Source organism: Tianweitania aestuarii (genome assembly GCF_018457165.1).
Classification (GTDB): Bacteria; Pseudomonadota; Alphaproteobacteria; order Rhizobiales; family Rhizobiaceae; genus Tianweitania; species Tianweitania aestuarii.
The window spans coordinates 486062-501839 of sequence record NZ_JAFMNX010000002.1; the positions used below are offsets into that span (position 1 = coordinate 486062).

Genomic DNA, 15778 nt, shown 5'->3' on the forward strand with positions numbered 1-15778 from the left:
TGTCCATCTGCGCTTCTTTTAAGCGCGCGAACCCGTTCGTCGTCGGTTGATGCAGATCATGCGCAACGTCTCCTTCATGCTCGCTAGCATTGTTCCGCAGCGTCGTCCATGCCCTTGCAGCGACGCAGTGTTCATCAGCAAGTCCTTTGGAAAGCGCAAGCGAGACCCTAGATTCCTGGTCAAGCAGACAAGGAGACCGCCATGGGACAGCTGATCGAAGGAAAATGGGACAACAGCTGGTACGACACGGAAAAAAGCGGCGGCAAGTTTGAGCGTGATGCGTCGCGCTTCCGTGACTGGGTCACGAAGGACGGCAAGCCCGCCGAAGGTCGTACGCGCAGCTTCAAGGCCGAGCCCGGCCGTTACCATCTTTATGTCTCGCTCGCCTGCCCCTGGGCCCATCGCACGCTGATCCTTCGCAAGCTGAAGAAGCTCGAAGAGGTCATTTCGGTTGATGTCGTGCATTGGTATATGGGCGACAATGGCTGGACCTTCCTCCAGGAAGACGGCGCCACCGGCGACAGCCTGTTCGGATCCGAGTTCCTGCACCAGATCTACACCCGCGCAGAGCCGACCTATTCAGGCCGCGTAACCGTGCCGGTTCTGTGGGACAAACAGCAGAACACGATCGTCTCCAACGAGTCCGCCGAGATCATCCGCATGCTGAACTCGGCCTTCGACGAATGGGGCGATGCCTCGCTTGATCTCTACCCGGAAGCCCTGCGCAAGGAGATCGACGAGGTCAACGCGCTGGTCTACCCCAACGTGAACAACGGCGTTTACCGCGCCGGCTTCGCCACCAAGCAGGACGCCTACGAGACCGCCTTTGGCGATGTGTTCCGCACGCTCGACCAGCTCGAAGAGCGGCTTGGTCAGCGGCGCTACCTCCTCGGCAACCAGATGACGGAAGCCGACTGGCGTTTGTTCACGACGCTGGTGCGCTTCGATCCGGTTTATGTTGGCCACTTCAAGTGCAACGAGCGGCGCATCGCGGATTATCCGAACCTGTCGAACTATCTGCGCGATCTCTACCAGGTGGAAGGCGTGGCTGAGACCGTCGATCTCTTCCACATCAAGCACCATTATTACGGCAGCCATCCCACCATCAATCCAACCGGCATCGTGCCGAAGGGACCGGCTCTGGACTACGACGCCCCGCACGACCGCGCGCGGTTCGGCTGAACGAACAGCGTTCTACCAGTCCTCATGAGGGGCAATCCCGCTGATGATCTCGACTATACGCCGGCGCGTTGCCGGCGTTGTGTCTTCCGGCAGGTCGGTCACCGGAAAGAACCGCGCTTCGGCGATTTCATGATCGCCGGGCCGCGGGCCCAGCACGGTAAAATCCGTCACGAGATAGATCGCGATATGATCGCGGCGGCTGGCCTGGCGATTGAAGTGGATCGACTTCAGCTGCGGCCGACCCTTGATCGCGATATTGCATTCTTCCACGATCTCGCGGCCAAGCGCTTCGAGGGCCGTTTCACCGGCTTCAACGCCCCCACCCGGCAGCTGCCAGCCCGGTACGTAAGTATGGCGGATCAGGAAAACCGTGCCTGCGCGCTTATCCCAGATCATGGCGCGTGCGCCGAAAGTCATCGGCCGCGTCAACACGAAGAACAGGTGAAACAACCGCATTCGCACACGCCGAAAGCGCGGTCCCGCAGCCAAAAGCCAGTTTCGCGCGTTCACCTGTTCGGTCCGGGCAATAAAGCGCGGTTGATCAGCAAGGTATTTCCCTTCCATCGGGGCGTATCGCATTCTAAAAGGGAAACATGTTCCGTCTCGCGCATCTTTCAGACATCCATCTCGGCCCCCTTCCGGACGTGACCGTCCGACAACTCGCGTCCAAGCGCATTACCGGCTACGTGAATTGGCAGCGCAACCGCAAGGGGGTTCTGGACGATGCGGTGCTCGATGCACTGACAACGGACCTCAAGACGATCCATCCCGATCATATCGCGCTCACCGGCGATCTCGTGAACCTGGCGCTGGATGCCGAGATCGAAGTCGCGCGGCTGTGGCTGCAGGAGTTCGGCGGCTCGGAAGCCGTGTCGTTGGTTCCTGGCAATCACGACGCCTATGTGCCGGGCGCCTTCGACAAGATCTGCGCCGCCTGGGGCAAGTATATGGCTGGCGACGGCGAAGAGGGCCCGATCAGCCGCAAGTCCTTCCCCTATCTGCGCGTGCGCGGCAACATCGCCTTTATCGGCGCGACCTCGGCCCGAGCCAGCGCGCCCTTCATGGCCAGCGGCTATTTCCGCGACGATCAGGCCGAGCGCATGGATGCGCTACTCGACGAAGCCAAGCGCCGCGGCCTGTTTCGGGTGGTGATGATCCACCATCCGCCGGTTCATGGCGCGACCGCGCCGCACAAGCGGCTGTTCGGCATCGCGCGCTTCCAGCGCGTCATCAGGGAACATGGCGCAGAACTCGTGCTGCACGGTCATACCCATCTGTCGACGGTGCACTGGATCGAGGGTCCGAAGTCCTCGCGCGTACCGGTGGTGGGCGTGGCGGCGGCCGGCGAGTCGATCGGCGAAGGCAAGCCGCTGTCGCAATACAATCTCTTCACGATCGATGGCGAACCGGACAACTGGTCGATCCACATGATGCGGCGCGGCCTGTCGCGCACCACGCGCCAGATCTACGAGCATTCCAGCTTCCAGCTGACCGGTTCGGCCACCCATCCGGCAGAGAGCCCCGTCAACGTTCAGCCGATCAGCCCGAGCTCCGTCTAGCCGGCAACGAGCGGAATGCCGCGCAGCCAAGCATAGGCCACCGCGACCGCGAGGCCAACAACGGCACCGGCGCCGATGAGCGCCAGACCACCCAGAAGCATCGACCACTCGCGCGGCATCGGCTTCGTGGCGGCAGGCTCGGACGCAGGCGCGATCTGGTTGTCCGCTTTGTGGTGGACGCCCACCATCTCCCCTTCCAGCAACCGCTGACGCTCGATCATCCGTTCGGCAATGTAGCGCGCGACCTGTTCGGCAACGGCCTTGATGTCGCTGGTTTCGGCCAGAACCACGCGGCCAAGCCGTGTATCCCTGAGAAAACGGTAGGTCCGGCGATCGCGTCCCATTGCGACATGGCTGACAGCGTCGATCCAGAACCGGGGCTGCAAACCGGAGGACACCACGAAGTCGAAGCGCGGATCGCTCGCATCGACGTCTTTCAGCACAGGCTCGAGTTCCTGCACCAGCATATCCAGCCGCATGCGCTCGGCATCGCGCAGCTCCACCACCACATCGGCGCGATCGGCTTCGGCGCTGCGCACTTCGCGCATGATGTTCAGGAGGCTGAGACCGGACCCCTTCAACTCGTCGCTGCGTTGGGGCTCGCTCATTGCACGCGTACTCCGGCCCGTATGGTTACTGCTACGTTAACACGAGAAATAAGGTCGTCCAGACGGATCTTCCACCCTGCACAGGCTGGAAGGACCTGAGATCATCGGATGGGGTTAACGCGCCATCTGCCGGATGATGCGCACCACGTCGTCGGGCGCTTCTTCCATCAGCATGTGCCCCCTGCCCGGCAACACGTCGAGCTTGAAGTTAACGGGAAGATTCCCAGTCTGGCTGAACGGCAGAACCGGATCCCCGGTGCCCAATGCAACCGTCACCGGCATTGCGAGCGTCGCCAGCATCTCGCGCGGGATCTCGCCCTGCTGGTCGCCCTTCGTAATCGCGGCCGCGATCTCTACCAACTTGTCCTGCTGCCCCGGCGTTGCCCGCGCTTCCGCCAAGCGGACCGCAGGCTCCGTCGGCATGGTGAAATCCGGCGCGGACATCTCGTTGAGACAAGCCTGCAGCTCATCGACCCGCATCGCCGCGCCATAGCGGCGCAAAAGATCGGCGTTGATCTGGGGACCGAACCCGCCCGGCGCCAGCAATGTCAGTGTTTCGGCGGCTTGAGGGGCCCGCAAACCAATCAGGGCCGCGATCGCTCCGCCCATGGAATGGCCGACGAAATGGGCGCGCTCCACGCCCCTTTCCTCCAGATCGGCAAGGATCGCCTTGGCCGCGACGCCAGCCGAGCCCGCATTGGGATAATGCAGCGAATGGTGATGGCCCGGCAGATCATAGGCCAGCACGGTCGCGTCATCAGCCAGTTCCGGCTGAATCTGCGACCACACTCCGTGAAAGCCGCCGAAGCCGTGCAGAAGCACGATCACTTTCGGCCCCGTGCCTTCGACCGAGGCATACAGGCGTGACGTATCTAACGGTTCGCTCAAGATCGGCTCCTCCCGGTTGAACGTTTCCGCTCTAGCCGAGGGCGCGGTCGGGGGCAAACACGGATGCCTGCCTCCGACCCGATCAATCAACCCTGCTGCTTGGCAAGGATCCGGTTGGCCGCCGAGCAGATCGCTTCGAGCGAGGCGGCCACGATGTTGGTGTTGATGCCCGCGCCAAACAGCTTGCCGCCTTCATGCTCGACTTCGACATAGCTGATCGCTGCCGCGTTCGAGCCGCGCTGCATCGAATGTTCGGAATAATCCGCCACGCTCATTTCGACGCCGAGATGACGCGACAGCGCATCCATGAAGCCCTCGATCGGGCCGCTGCCGCTGCCGGTGATCGTCACCTCCTTGCCGCCATCCGTGATCACGGCTTCCAGCGTCCGGCGCTGCCGGTTGGCAGGATCGGTATGCGTGGTGTGATCCACGAACTTCACGCGGCCTTCCGGCTGCTCGACATATTCGCGCATGAACTCGGCATGGATGCGTTTGACCGGCAATTCCTTGCCTTCGACATCCGTGATGTTTTGGATCACCTTGCTGAACTCGACCTGCAACGCGCGCGGCAGGTTGAGGCCGTAATCGGCCTGCAGCACATAGGCGATGCCGCCCTTGCCCGATTGCGAGTTGATGCGGATGATCGCTTCATAGGTTCGGCCCACATCCGCCGGATCGATCGGCAGATACGGCACTTCCCATTGCGGCTTGTTGGCGGTCTTGATCGCCTTCATGCCCTTGTTAATCGCGTCCTGATGCGAGCCCGAGAAGGCCGTATAAACCAGCTCGCCGACATAGGGATGGCGTTCCGGGATCTTCATCTCGTTGGAATATTCATAGACGTCCTTCATCCGGTTGATGTCGGAGCAGTCCAGTTCGGGATCGACCCCTTGCGTGTACATGTTCAAGGCCAAGGTCACGAGATCGACATTGCCGGTGCGCTCGCCATTGCCGAACAAGGTCCCCTCGACACGGTCCGCGCCCGCCATCAAGCCCAGTTCGGTCGCGGCAATGCCTGTGCCGCGATCGTTATGTGGGTGCAAAGACAAGATCACGGAATCGCGGCGTTCGAGATTGCGGCTCATCCACTCGATCTGATCGGCATGAATGTTCGGCGTCGACATCTCGACGGTCGCCGGCAAATTCAGGATCAGCTTGTTTTCCGGCGTGGGAGCGATGATCTCGCTGACGGCGTTGCAGATCTCCAACGCCACTTCCAGCTCAGTGCCGGTGAAGCTTTCGGGCGAATACTGAAAGCGGAACGCATCCTTGGAACCGGCCTTCGCGGCCATGTCCATGATCATCTTCGCCGCATCGGTTGCGATATGCTTAATACCCGCGACATCCTTTGCAAACACCACGCGGCGCTGCAATTCACTGGTGGAATTGTAGAAATGCACGATCGGCCTATGCGCGCCCTGCAAGGCCTCGAAGGTACGCGTGATCAGTTCGGGGCGGCACTGCACCAGCACCTGCAACGAAACATCCTGCGGCACGCCGCCTTCTTCGATCGCCCAGCGGCAGAAGTCGAAGTCGGTCTGTGAAGCGGACGGGAAGCCGATCTCGATTTCCTTGAAGCCCATGTCGAGCAACAGCTTGAACATGCGCGCCTTGCGCTCATGCCCCATCGGATCAACCAGCGCCTGGTTGCCGTCGCGCAGATCGACCGAGCACCAGATCGGCGCCTTTTCGATGCGCTTGGTCGGCCATGTGCGGTCGGACAGGTCGATCGCCGGATAAGGCTGATATTTGCGGGAAGCGTCCGGCATGCCACGGCGTGCGGGCGAAGCGTCAGTGCTGTTGAAAGGCGGATTGGCGTTCATGGTGTCGTCTCCAGCGCCGCATCGGGGCGCGTAGTCCTAGACTAGGATCGGGGGCTAAGATCGGGTGCGGATGAAGGAGCTGCTTGCCTGGCGGCACAACGACCGCCGGGTGCTCCTCAGGAAGCCCGGCGATCGCAGCTAAGAAGGAGAAGCGAGGAGAAAAGCGCGCGCGAAACGGCGGCTGCGGGAGCAGCTGCGTTTGATGCAGAAGGTGCAATGCGCGTCGACATGAGCGGTTAGATAACGCAGGCGCATGAAAGAAACAAGACGAAGGTTTTCCACGCATCAAAGCTGCGCACAGCCTTCGCTCAAGCTGCCGAGCGCGCCACCAGTTTCGCCACCAGCTGCGACAAAGCCGGGCCGAACAGAAGCACGATCAGGAAGCGCAGCATCTGCACGCTCATCACGAAAGACAGGTTCACGTTCTTCGAGGCCGCGGCAATGATCGCAACCGAGTCCATGCCGCCGGGGCTGGTCGCGAGATAAGCCGTCAGCGGATCGATATCGGTAAAAACCACCAGCAGCGCCGCCAGTCCTCCGCAAAACAGCACCAGAACGAGGATGAAGCCCGCGATCTGCGGCAGGATGCGAAACACATGCCGCAGGATCGGCCGCGTGAACTTCAGCCCGATCGTCCAGCCGATCATCGGATAACTCACCGCCAGCAGCCATTGCGGCAGCTGGAACGTGGTCAATCCGGAAAACTCCAGGGTCACTCCGAGAACCATCGCACCGAGGAAAAACGGCGACGGCAGGCGCAGCAGCTTGCCAACGGTCGCCCCAATCGCGGCAACAAGAATGGTGGACGCGAAGGCTTGTGGATCGAGCTGCGGAAACCACGGGATCGGTGCAGCCACCACAGCGCTCGTATCGACAAAGAAGCGCGCAACGAGCGCCGCGATGACGGTAACAATCACCACCCGAAAATACTGCATGAACGCGACAAGTCGCGTATCGGCGCCAAAGGCCTCGGCCATCAGCACCATGGCGGTGGAGGCTCCCGGCGCCGAGCCCCAAACGCCCGATGTTCCCGGCATGATGCCCCAGCGGCTGATGAGATAACCGGACAGGCTGCTCGCGCACAGCGTCGACAGCACCACGAACAGAAACAGCATCCAGTGCGAGAGGAACGAGCCGATCAGATCGGGCGAAAGCGAGGAAGCAACCAGAATGCCGAGGATCGATTGCCCCGCATTAAAGGCAAGGCGCGGCAGCGCGATCGTCGCACCGAAGGCGCCTGCCACGATACCGGCCATCATCGGCGCCAGCAGAAAGGTTGCCGGCATGCCGATCGTCTCGAAGATGACAGCAAGGACCCCGGAGCCAAGGATCAAACACGCCCACTGCAACACCGAAAGCCACAAAGGGGTCGTCGTCACAGGCTGTGGGGTACTGGCATCCATACCCCGATCTAGACCCTTTCACGCCGGTGTTGAAGCGCTTGTTACGCCTTACGCCCTAGGCAAATGGGATAGCTGTTGTGCCACGCGGCAGCTTTGCTTCTTCTTCCGGCTCGACATGGATGATCACGCGCACGCTGGGGATTTCGGCGCGCAGCGCATCCTCGATCCGGTCGCAGATCACATGCGCCTGACCGACGGTCATGTCGGCATCCACCACCATGTGGAACTCGATGAAGGTGGCACGACCCGCGATACGCGTCTTGAGGTCATGCACTTCCAGCGCGCCGGCCGAATGATGCGAGATGATGTCGCGAATGCGCAGGTTTTCATGCACATCCACGGCGACATCCATCAAGCCGCTCAGCGAGCCGGTGATGACCTTCCAGCCCTGATAAAGGATGTTGATTGCAACCAGCGCCGCCAAAAGCGGATCGAGGAACTTGAGCCCGGTCAGCACGGCCGCGATCAGGCCGGCGATGACGCCGATCGAGGTCACGACATCCGTCATGATATGGTGGCCGTCGGCAACGAGTGCCGGCGAACGCGCTTTCGTGCCGCGGCGGATCAGCACGGAGGCCCAGACGCCGTTGATGGCCGCGGCACCGGCATTGATGGCGAGACCGATCCAGGGTTGTTCGATCGGCGCCGGCGCTTCCCATTTGCGCCAGACTTCCACCAGGATCAGCAGCGCGGCGATCACGATCAGCACGCCTTCGAGCACGGCCGAGAAATACTCGGCCTTGTGGTGCCCGTGCTGGTGATCGAGATCGGCCGGCTTGTGGCTGACCGAGATCGCCCACAAGGCCGCCGAGGCCGCCACCACATTGACGATCGATTCCAGCGCGTCCGAATACAGCGCAACGGAGCCGGTGAGGAACCAGGCCACGAACTTCAGCGCCATGACGAAGAAGCCGATCACGATCGACCCTGCAGCAAGTTGCATGATCGCGCGCTTCGTCGTTTCGTTCGTCTCGGTTGCAGTCACGTTCCAAAACCCCTTGCGAGGGCGCCATCGAAGCCGACGGCGCCGCTCTGATCCCTAACCAGATCCCGTTTGATCAGGCCGCCTTCACTTTGGCCTTGGCGGGCAGATGCGCGACGATGTTTTCGATCATCCGCATGCCGGCATTCCCGCCCAGCGTCATGATCGATTCGGGATGGAATTGCACGGCGGCAATCGGCTCGCTCGCATGTTCGAAAGCCATGATCACACCATCTTCGGTTTCCGCCGTCACGACGAAGCCCTCGGGCAGCCGCACCGGATCGGCAAAGATCGAATGATAGCGCCCGACCGTGACCTCCTTCGGCAGACCGGAAAAGATCACGCCCTGCTTCGACACGCTGATGCGCGAGGGCTTGCCGTGCATCGGCACATGCAACTGCCTGAGCTCTCCGCCATAGGCTTCCGCCAGCGCCTGCAAACCAAGACAAACGCCGAAGATCGGCAGATCGCGCGAGCGCGCCGTCTTGATCGTTCCCTTGCAGTCGAAATCGCTCGGCGTGCCCGGTCCGGGCGACAGAACAACGAGATCCGGCTTCACCCGCTCGAACACCGCTTCCGGCACTGGCGAGCGCACGGTGGTCACATCGGCCCCCGTTTGACGGAAATAGTTGGCAAGCGTGTGAACGAAGCTGTCTTCATGGTCGACAAGGAGGATCGACACGCCCTCGCCCACCTTCGACGTTTCGCGCTCGGCCACCGCGGCGTTGCCGGTCTGCGCTTCGCGAATGGCCGCCAGCATGGCCGACGCCTTCAGTTCCGTTTCGGCTTCTTCTTCCTGCGGGTCGGAATCGTAAAGCAGCGTCGCACCAGCGCGCACTTCCGCGATGCCGTCCTTGATGCGAATGGTGCGCAAGGTCAGGCCCGTATTCAGGTCGCCGTTGAAATGCACCATGCCGATCGCCCCGCCATACCAGGCGCGCGGGCTCTTCTCGTTCTGTTCAAGAAAGCGCATTGCCCACAGCTTCGGCGCGCCGGTCACCGTCACGGCCCAGGCATGCGACAGGAAGGCGTCGAATGCGTCCATCCCCTCGCGCAGCCGGCCTTCGATGTGATCAACCGTATGGATCAGGCGCGAATACATCTCAATCTGACGCCGCCCGATCACGCGCACCGAACCCGGCTCGCACACCCGGCTCTTGTCGTTGCGATCCACATCCGAACACATGGTCAGCTCGGATTCGTCCTTCTTGGAATTGAGCAGCTGGATGATCTGCTCGGCATCGGCAATCGCATCCTCGCCGCGCTTGATCGTGCCGGAGATCGGGCAGGTTTCCACCCGGCGACCGGCCACGCGCACGAACATTTCGGGCGACGCGCCAACCAGATATTCCCCTTCACCCAGATTGATGAAGAAGGAATAGGGCGACGGATTGATCGACTTCAGCTTGCGCGAAATGGCCGAAGGCCTGGTTTCGCAGCGCTCGTAGAAGGTCTGACCGGGCACGACCTCGAACAGATCGCCGCGCCGGAAACTGTCCTTGGCGCGTTCCACCAGCTTGGCATATTCGCCCGGCTCATGATCGCCGCGCGGCGGAATGCGGTCGGCGGGGCGAAACGGCTCGTCCTGCGTTTCGCGCGCAACGCCTTCCGTGCTCACGCCATCAAGCGCAAAGTCATAACGAACATGCCAGGCCTGCGCCGTGTAATGATCGACCACCAGGATTTCGTCGGGCAGATAAAGCACCAGATCGCGCTGGCTCGTCGCACGCTCGAGCTTGAGATCAACGGGATCGAACTGAAACGCGAGATCATAGCCGAACGCGCCGTAAAGGCCGAGATGAGCGTCGTCGGGCGACTTGAACAGCGTCGTGATCGTCCGCAAAACGGTGAACACCGATGGAACGCGCGAGCGCTCTTCCTCAATCACCACCCGGTCCGGTTCGGCGATAATCAGCTGCACGAGGCGATCCGTGCTGTCGGTCACCGCAACGCCGTCGAGACCCTGCAGATGAGGCGCAACGATCGCCAGCAGCGCTTCGCCGCGCTTGTTCAGCGCTTCGACTTTCATGGCGCGGCCGCGCGAACTCACCACCAGCGGCGGATCGATGATCGCCGTATCCCAGCGCGTATAGCGGCCCGGATATTCGTAGTTCGAAGAGAAAACTGCACCGCGTCGGCTGTCGAGACCATCGATATAGGCCTCGATCGCGCCGGCATAGGCCGTCTCATGGCGCTGGCGCACAACGGACACGCCACCCGCTGTTGCGTAGCGTTCGGATCCGTTTTCAAGCTGTTCGATGGTCATTCTACACTCCGGCTGAGGGTTTTGCCGCAAAGCGCCCGGGAGGTCCTGAAAAACAAAATGGCCGCCCGGACTTCTCCTGCGGCCATCCAAATTTCGCGCGCACGCGTCTGGGTCGGCCGCTTATGCGGGCCACCACCAGAGCTTCGAAAACACGATCTTCGTCATGACGCTTTCCATATCGCGGAAGCCTGCATCCAGCAAGCGCGGATCGACGAACACCGTCACTCCGCCGGCACCGCCACAGGATTGACGCCGCGACGATCGAGCGACTGCGACCAGACGGCGATGAGCATAGCGATAATCGCCGTTGCCGCCGACACGAACGGCAAGCCGTCATAGGCCACGCCCATCGAAATCGCCGCACCGCCGATCCACGCACCCGCCGCATTGCCGGCATTGAACGCACCCTGGTTGAGGGTCGCGGCCAGATTGGGACCCTCGGCCGCTGCTTCCACCACGCGCATCTGCATCGGCGGCACGATCACGAAGGTCAGCACGCCCCAGATGAAAACGAGCGAGATCATCATCGTCGGGCTGCGGCTGAACTCGGCCAGCGCCAGATGCGTCACCGCAATCAGCACCAGCGTCCCGATCGCCGTCGGCATCAGCTTCCAGTCCGCCAGCTTGCCGCCGAGAATGTTGCCCACCGTCATGCCCGCCCCGAACAGAAGCAGGATCCAGGTCACCGACGACACGCTGATCCCCGTCACGTCGGTCAACAGCGGCTTGATATAGGTGAATACGCAAAACAGGCTGACCGATGCCAGCGCCGAGATGATCATGGCAAGCCAGACCTGCAACCGGCCAAGCACCTTCAACTCGCTGGTGATGCCCTCGCCCGTCGGCTTGGCGACACCGGAGGGCACGAACCAGGCAATGGCTGCAACCGCAAACAGGCCGATAAACACCACCGCCCAGAAGGTCGAGCGCCAGCCATAGATCTCGCCGAGCGCGGTGCCCGCCGGCACGCCGAGAATGTTGGCGAGCGTCAAACCGGCAAACATCAGCGCCATCGCACTGGCGCGCTGGTTGCGCGGCACGAGGCTCGCCGCCACAACCGAGCCGATGCCGAAATAAGCGCCATGGCCGAAGGCGGTGATGACGCGCGCCAGCATCAGGGTCCAGTAGTTCGGTGCAATGGCGCAGAACAGGTTGCCGATCACGAACATGGTGGCAAGCCCGATCAGCACCGCCTTGCGCGGCAGTTTTGCCGTCAGGATCGCGAGGATCGGCGCACCGATCACCACGCCCAGAGCATAACCGGTCACGAGCAGGCCGGCTGCGGGGATCGTCACACGCAGATCGGCGGCGACCTCCGGAAGAAGCCCCATGATGACGAATTCGGTGGTGCCGATCACGAAGGCCGTGACCGCCAGGGCATAGATCGGAAGGGGCATGAACGGAAACGCGCGTTGTGAGCTGTTTGCGATCAATGCGCCAGTTTCACCACCGCATCAAGCCGCATGTTCTGCACTGCAGCAATGCAGTTGAGGATGAGCAGGACCGACCCCCCAGAAGAAAACAGCCGGCCCTCCAGCCTCAGTCCATATGCACGGCCGGCGCGCCACCGCCCGCAGCCGCCTTCGGCTTGCGCAACAGCAAAGCCAGCGGAATGGCGCATAGCGTGACGATCATCATCAGCTTGAAGTCGTCTACATAGGAGATCATCAGCGCCTGCTGGTTCACGAGCAGATCCATCTGCGACAGCAGCGTCGGATTGCCCGCCGCCGCACCCGGCGACAAAGCCTGCAGGTTCGGGTTGAACGGACTGATCGCCGTGGACAATTCGCTGTGGTTGATCTGCGTGTTGCGGGTCAGAACCACAGTCACGACCGAAATGCCGATCGACGAACCGAGGTTACGCACCAGACTGAACAGGCTGGCCGCATCGGTGCGGAAGCGCGGTTCGAGCGTAGCGAACGCGATCGTGGACAGCGGCACGAAGACGAGACCGAGGCCCAGGCCCTGGATGACGCCCGACTGGATGATCAGCCAGTCGTCCATTTGCGGCGAAAACCCGGTCATGTCGTGCAAGGACCAGGCCGTCAGCGACAGCCCCGTCACCACGAGAATGCGCGCATCCACGATCCGAACGAGGCGACCCACCAGGATCATCGAGATCATCGTGCCGACACCGCGCGGTGCCATCACGAGACCGGTTGTGATCGTGGAATGGTTGAACAAACGCGACAACATCGGCGGCAGAAGCGCCAGGCTCGCCAGCAGGATCACGCCGATCACGAAGATGAACACGAGGCCCGTGACGAAGTTGCGATCCTTGAAGATCGCCGGATCGATAAAGGCGTCGTCTTTCGTCGCCAGATGTACGATGAACACCCAGAAGCCGGTGATCGACAAACCAAGCTCAAGCCAGATTTCGACGGCGGAAAACCAGTCCACTTCCGCGCCGCGGTCGAGCATCAGCTGCAACGCGCCCACGCCGAGCGACAGCATGGCGAAGCCGAAGAAGTCGAAGCCGCGCAGGCGCTTGGCGATCTTGGGGAGATAAGCGGCACAGCCCAGAAAGGCGATGATGCCGACCGGCAGGTTCACGAAGAACACATAGCGCCAGTTCAGCGTTTCGGTGAGCCAGCCGCCCAGCGTCGGCCCGATGATCGGTCCGACCATGATACCGGCGCCCCACATCGCCATGGCCTGGCCATGCCGTTCCTTCGGGTTGATGTCCAACAGGAAGGTCTGCGACAGCGGCACGATGGCCGCGCCGAACAGGCCCTGCGCCACGCGAAACAACACCATCGTTTCCAGGCTCCAGGCGATGCCGCAAAGCATGGACGAAATGGTGAAGCCGACAACGGAGGTCAGAAACAGTTCGCGGCGTCCGAACCGGTCGGACAGCCAGCCCGTCACCGGCGTCATGATGGCGGCGGCGACGATATAGGAAGTGAGAACCCAGTTGATCGTGTCCTGTGAGGCACCCAGATCGCCCACCATGTTCGGCAAAGCGACATTGGCGATCGTGGTGTCGAGCACCTGCATGATCGTGGCCAGCATGATCGAAACGGTGATCAGGCCACGATGCGGCACCTCATGAGGATCAACGGCGGCGCTCATGGGATGAGCTTACAGCCACTGGCCGAGAAACGTGTCGGCAGCCGAGACGTCGCTGTCGCAGACGAACGGAGGCAGGTCCGTCATCCGGCTTTCGGCGGCGGCGATCGCCTGCTGATATTCTGGCGTCGAGGCTTCCTCGCGCGGAACCCAGATCGTGAAGGGGCATGCCTCCCCCGTTGCGGGAGAAGCAGGAAATTCGAGTTCGATCGTCATGGCAATCGCCTTTCGGCTGAAGAGATTGGATTAATTGGCCGCGTGGGTTTCAGGAGCGGCGGGTGTTCCGGCATAGGCATGGCCGAACAGGCTGCCCCATCCGCGCGCCACGCCCGTATCCACGTTCACCGTGGCGCTCATGCCGGTGCGCAGGAGAAGGTCGGCATCGGCGGAGTCGATCTTCAAGCGCACGGGAATGCGTTGCGTGACCTTCACCCAGTTGCCGGTGGCGTTCTGCGCCGGCAGGAGGGAGAATTCGGCACCCGTACCGGCACCGATGCTGTCCACCGTGGCCTCGATCGGCTGGCCGGGGAACGTATCGAGCTCGATCTCGGCCTTTTGGCCGCGCCGCATATGGGTGAGCTGCGTTTCCTTGAAGTTCGCCTCCACCCACGCATCATGGGTTTCCACAAGCGTGAACAGCGCCGAGCCCGGCGAAACGAACTGCCCTTCCTTGAAGGACGATGCCTGCGAAACTATGCCGTCGGCCGGAGCCGTCACCGTTGTTTGCTCCAGCTGATAGGCCGCGCGATCACGTGCGGCCAGCGCTGAAAGCACGCTCGGATGTTCATCCGTCTTGATGTCGGGATTGCCGCCGAGCGCTGCCTTCGCGCCGATCACGGCCTGTGCTGCCGACAACTCGGCGTCACGCGCCTTGTCCAGGTTGCGACGTGCCGTGTCGAGCGACGATTGCGTTGTCACGCCCTTGTCCGACAGGGCGGTCTGGCGCTCGAGCTCCTGCTGAAGATAAGCGACCTCGCCCTGCGCCGAGCGCTGCTGCGCTTCGGCCTGGCCAAGCGACGCCCGCAGCTGCTCGACATTGAGACGCGCACCGGCAAGTGCAGCGTCGGCCTGCGCAAGCGCGATGCGATAAGGCTCGGGATCAACCGCAAACAACACGTCGCCGGCCTTCACGGCCTCGTTTTCGTGCAGGTTCACCTGGGTGATGCGCCCCGCGATTTCGGACGCGATCGTCACGCGGGCCTGGCGCAGATTGGCATTCTCGGTTTCCTGGAACCGGCCGCCCGTGACCCAGAAATAAAGCCCGCCGCCAACGAGAAGCAGCGGAACGAGCGCCATGATCGCATAGCGCTTCTTGCTGCTCTTCTTCTTTGGCTGAACCGGCGTCGGCTCGCTGGCCGCCGCTGGCGGTGCAGCGGTCGTTGCCGGCTGCTCGACTGGCGTTGGAACTGGCTTGGGCGTTTCGCGGCCCACTGTTTCGACCTTGTCGTCGATCTCTTGAACGGCACTCATGATACTGCAACCCTGGGAGCGCGAGCCTGTTCAACCGGCTCCTGATCGTTGAAACAAGACACGGACTGCTCCGCGCCTGATGAAAGATTTCTGGCCATTGCCTGCAGCCCCTCGAACAAGGCGTCGCGCGTTTCCTGCGGCACGCCGGTGAGCGCTTCCTCGTAGACCTGCGAGGCCACGTCCTTGACCGCGCCACGGATCTGCTTGGTTTTTGCCGTGGTGAAGATCATGCGCACGCGGCGATCACTGGGATCCTGCCGCCGCTCGATCCACCCGCCCTGCTCCATGCGGTCGAGCAGGCGCGAAATGCTGATCGGCTCGACTTCCAGAACCTGGGCGAGCCGCGCCTGCGTCGCACCTTCTTCCTTCCACAAGCGAAACAACAAGCGCAGTTGCGCTTCCGAAAGCCCATGCATGCCCGCACGCGCCTCGATCTTGCTGCGAACGAGACGCGCGACCTCATGGAGAAGAAAGCCGAATGGCTTGACGGTTTCCGTGTTCATGAGCGACGATATAATGAGCGTGCTT

General features: G+C 62.1%; 14 protein-coding genes. 2 read left to right on the top strand and 12 right to left on the bottom strand.

What is annotated here, in order from left to right; all coding sequences use genetic code 11:
• The first annotated feature begins 201 nt into the window (after positions 1–201).
• Positions 202–1182: a glutathione S-transferase family protein gene (locus tag JYU29_RS10405; RefSeq protein ID WP_213984728.1), complete on the top strand. Its 981-nt coding sequence runs from the start codon at positions 202–204 to the stop codon at positions 1180–1182.
• Between the two features lie 12 nt (positions 1183–1194).
• On the opposite strand, the gene JYU29_RS10410 is transcribed toward JYU29_RS10405, so the two are convergent.
• Complete coding sequence (locus JYU29_RS10410; protein WP_250157333.1) at positions 1195–1638, bottom strand: NUDIX domain-containing protein; 444 nt, start codon at positions 1636–1638, stop codon at positions 1195–1197.
• 137 nt (positions 1639–1775) lie between these two features.
• On the opposite strand from JYU29_RS10410, the gene JYU29_RS10415 reads away from it, so the two are divergent.
• A complete protein-coding gene (locus tag JYU29_RS10415; protein ID WP_213984730.1) occupies positions 1776–2741 on the top strand; it encodes a metallophosphoesterase family protein in 966 nt (321 codons plus the stop codon).
• Here the strand turns inward: JYU29_RS10415 and JYU29_RS10420 are convergent.
• From JYU29_RS10420 to JYU29_RS10470, 11 genes are all read right to left on the bottom strand, one after another.
• Entirely contained in the window at positions 2738–3349 is a 612-nt protein-coding gene (locus JYU29_RS10420; protein WP_213984731.1) for a hypothetical protein, read from the bottom strand. The genes JYU29_RS10415 and JYU29_RS10420 overlap by 4 nt on opposite strands.
• A gap of 114 nt (positions 3350–3463) precedes the next feature.
• Positions 3464–4237, bottom strand: a complete 774-nt coding sequence (locus JYU29_RS10425; protein ID WP_213984732.1) for an alpha/beta fold hydrolase — start codon at positions 4235–4237, stop codon at positions 3464–3466.
• 86 nt (positions 4238–4323) lie between these two features.
• Positions 4324–6006, bottom strand: a complete 1683-nt coding sequence (gene leuA / locus JYU29_RS10430; RefSeq protein WP_213985034.1) for a 2-isopropylmalate synthase — start codon at positions 6004–6006, stop codon at positions 4324–4326.
• Between the two features lie 362 nt (positions 6007–6368).
• A complete protein-coding gene (locus tag JYU29_RS10435; protein ID WP_213984733.1) occupies positions 6369–7463 on the bottom strand; it encodes an AbrB family transcriptional regulator in 1095 nt (364 codons plus the stop codon).
• A gap of 55 nt (positions 7464–7518) precedes the next feature.
• Positions 7519–8406: a cation diffusion facilitator family transporter gene (locus tag JYU29_RS10440; RefSeq protein WP_213985035.1), complete on the bottom strand. Its 888-nt coding sequence runs from the start codon at positions 8404–8406 to the stop codon at positions 7519–7521.
• A gap of 115 nt (positions 8407–8521) precedes the next feature.
• Positions 8522–10711, bottom strand: a complete 2190-nt coding sequence (locus JYU29_RS10445; RefSeq protein WP_213984734.1) for an anthranilate synthase — start codon at positions 10709–10711, stop codon at positions 8522–8524.
• A 221-nt stretch (positions 10712–10932) separates the two neighbouring features.
• Positions 10933–12108 carry an MFS transporter gene (locus JYU29_RS10450; RefSeq protein WP_213984735.1) on the bottom strand — a complete coding sequence of 392 codons (1176 nt, stop codon included), beginning with the start codon at positions 12106–12108 and terminating at the stop codon, positions 10933–10935.
• Between the two features lie 142 nt (positions 12109–12250).
• On the bottom strand, positions 12251–13783 hold the full coding sequence (locus JYU29_RS10455) for a DHA2 family efflux MFS transporter permease subunit (RefSeq protein ID WP_213984736.1): 1533 nt from the start codon (positions 13781–13783) through the stop codon (positions 12251–12253).
• A gap of 9 nt (positions 13784–13792) precedes the next feature.
• The gene (locus JYU29_RS10460; RefSeq protein WP_213984737.1) at positions 13793–13996 is read right to left on the bottom strand and encodes a hypothetical protein; all 204 of its coding nucleotides are present in this window, start codon (positions 13994–13996) and stop codon (positions 13793–13795) included.
• A 30-nt stretch (positions 13997–14026) separates the two neighbouring features.
• On the bottom strand, positions 14027–15250 hold the full coding sequence (locus JYU29_RS10465; protein WP_213984738.1) for an HlyD family secretion protein: 1224 nt from the start codon (positions 15248–15250) through the stop codon (positions 14027–14029).
• Positions 15247–15753 carry a MarR family winged helix-turn-helix transcriptional regulator gene (locus JYU29_RS10470; protein ID WP_213984739.1) on the bottom strand — a complete coding sequence of 169 codons (507 nt, stop codon included), beginning with the start codon at positions 15751–15753 and terminating at the stop codon, positions 15247–15249. The genes JYU29_RS10465 and JYU29_RS10470 overlap by 4 nt, the downstream gene beginning before the upstream one ends.
• Positions 15754–15778 lie beyond the last annotated feature (25 nt).

Coding starts and splice junctions, on each gene's coding strand:
- JYU29_RS10465 (WP_213984738.1), bottom strand. CDS start 15,250: ATGAGTGCCGTTCAAGAGATCGACGACAAGGTCGAAACAGTGGGCCGC.
- JYU29_RS10415 (WP_213984730.1), top strand. CDS start 1,776: ATGTTCCGTCTCGCGCATCTTTCAGACATCCATCTCGGCCCCCTTCCG.
- JYU29_RS10470 (WP_213984739.1), bottom strand. CDS start 15,753: ATGAACACGGAAACCGTCAAGCCATTCGGCTTTCTTCTCCATGAGGTC.
- JYU29_RS10460 (WP_213984737.1), bottom strand. CDS start 13,996: ATGACGATCGAACTCGAATTTCCTGCTTCTCCCGCAACGGGGGAGGCA.
- leuA (WP_213985034.1), bottom strand. CDS start 6,006: ATGCCGGACGCTTCCCGCAAATATCAGCCTTATCCGGCGATCGACCTG.
- JYU29_RS10410 (WP_250157333.1), bottom strand. CDS start 1,638: ATGCGGTTGTTTCACCTGTTCTTCGTGTTGACGCGGCCGATGACTTTC.
- JYU29_RS10405 (WP_213984728.1), top strand. CDS start 202: ATGGGACAGCTGATCGAAGGAAAATGGGACAACAGCTGGTACGACACG.
- JYU29_RS10455 (WP_213984736.1), bottom strand. CDS start 13,783: ATGAGCGCCGCCGTTGATCCTCATGAGGTGCCGCATCGTGGCCTGATC.
- JYU29_RS10445 (WP_213984734.1), bottom strand. CDS start 10,711: ATGACCATCGAACAGCTTGAAAACGGATCCGAACGCTACGCAACAGCG.
- JYU29_RS10450 (WP_213984735.1), bottom strand. CDS start 12,108: ATGCCCCTTCCGATCTATGCCCTGGCGGTCACGGCCTTCGTGATCGGC.
- JYU29_RS10440 (WP_213985035.1), bottom strand. CDS start 8,406: ATGCAACTTGCTGCAGGGTCGATCGTGATCGGCTTCTTCGTCATGGCG.
- JYU29_RS10420 (WP_213984731.1), bottom strand. CDS start 3,349: ATGAGCGAGCCCCAACGCAGCGACGAGTTGAAGGGGTCCGGTCTCAGC.
- JYU29_RS10435 (WP_213984733.1), bottom strand. CDS start 7,463: ATGGATGCCAGTACCCCACAGCCTGTGACGACGACCCCTTTGTGGCTT.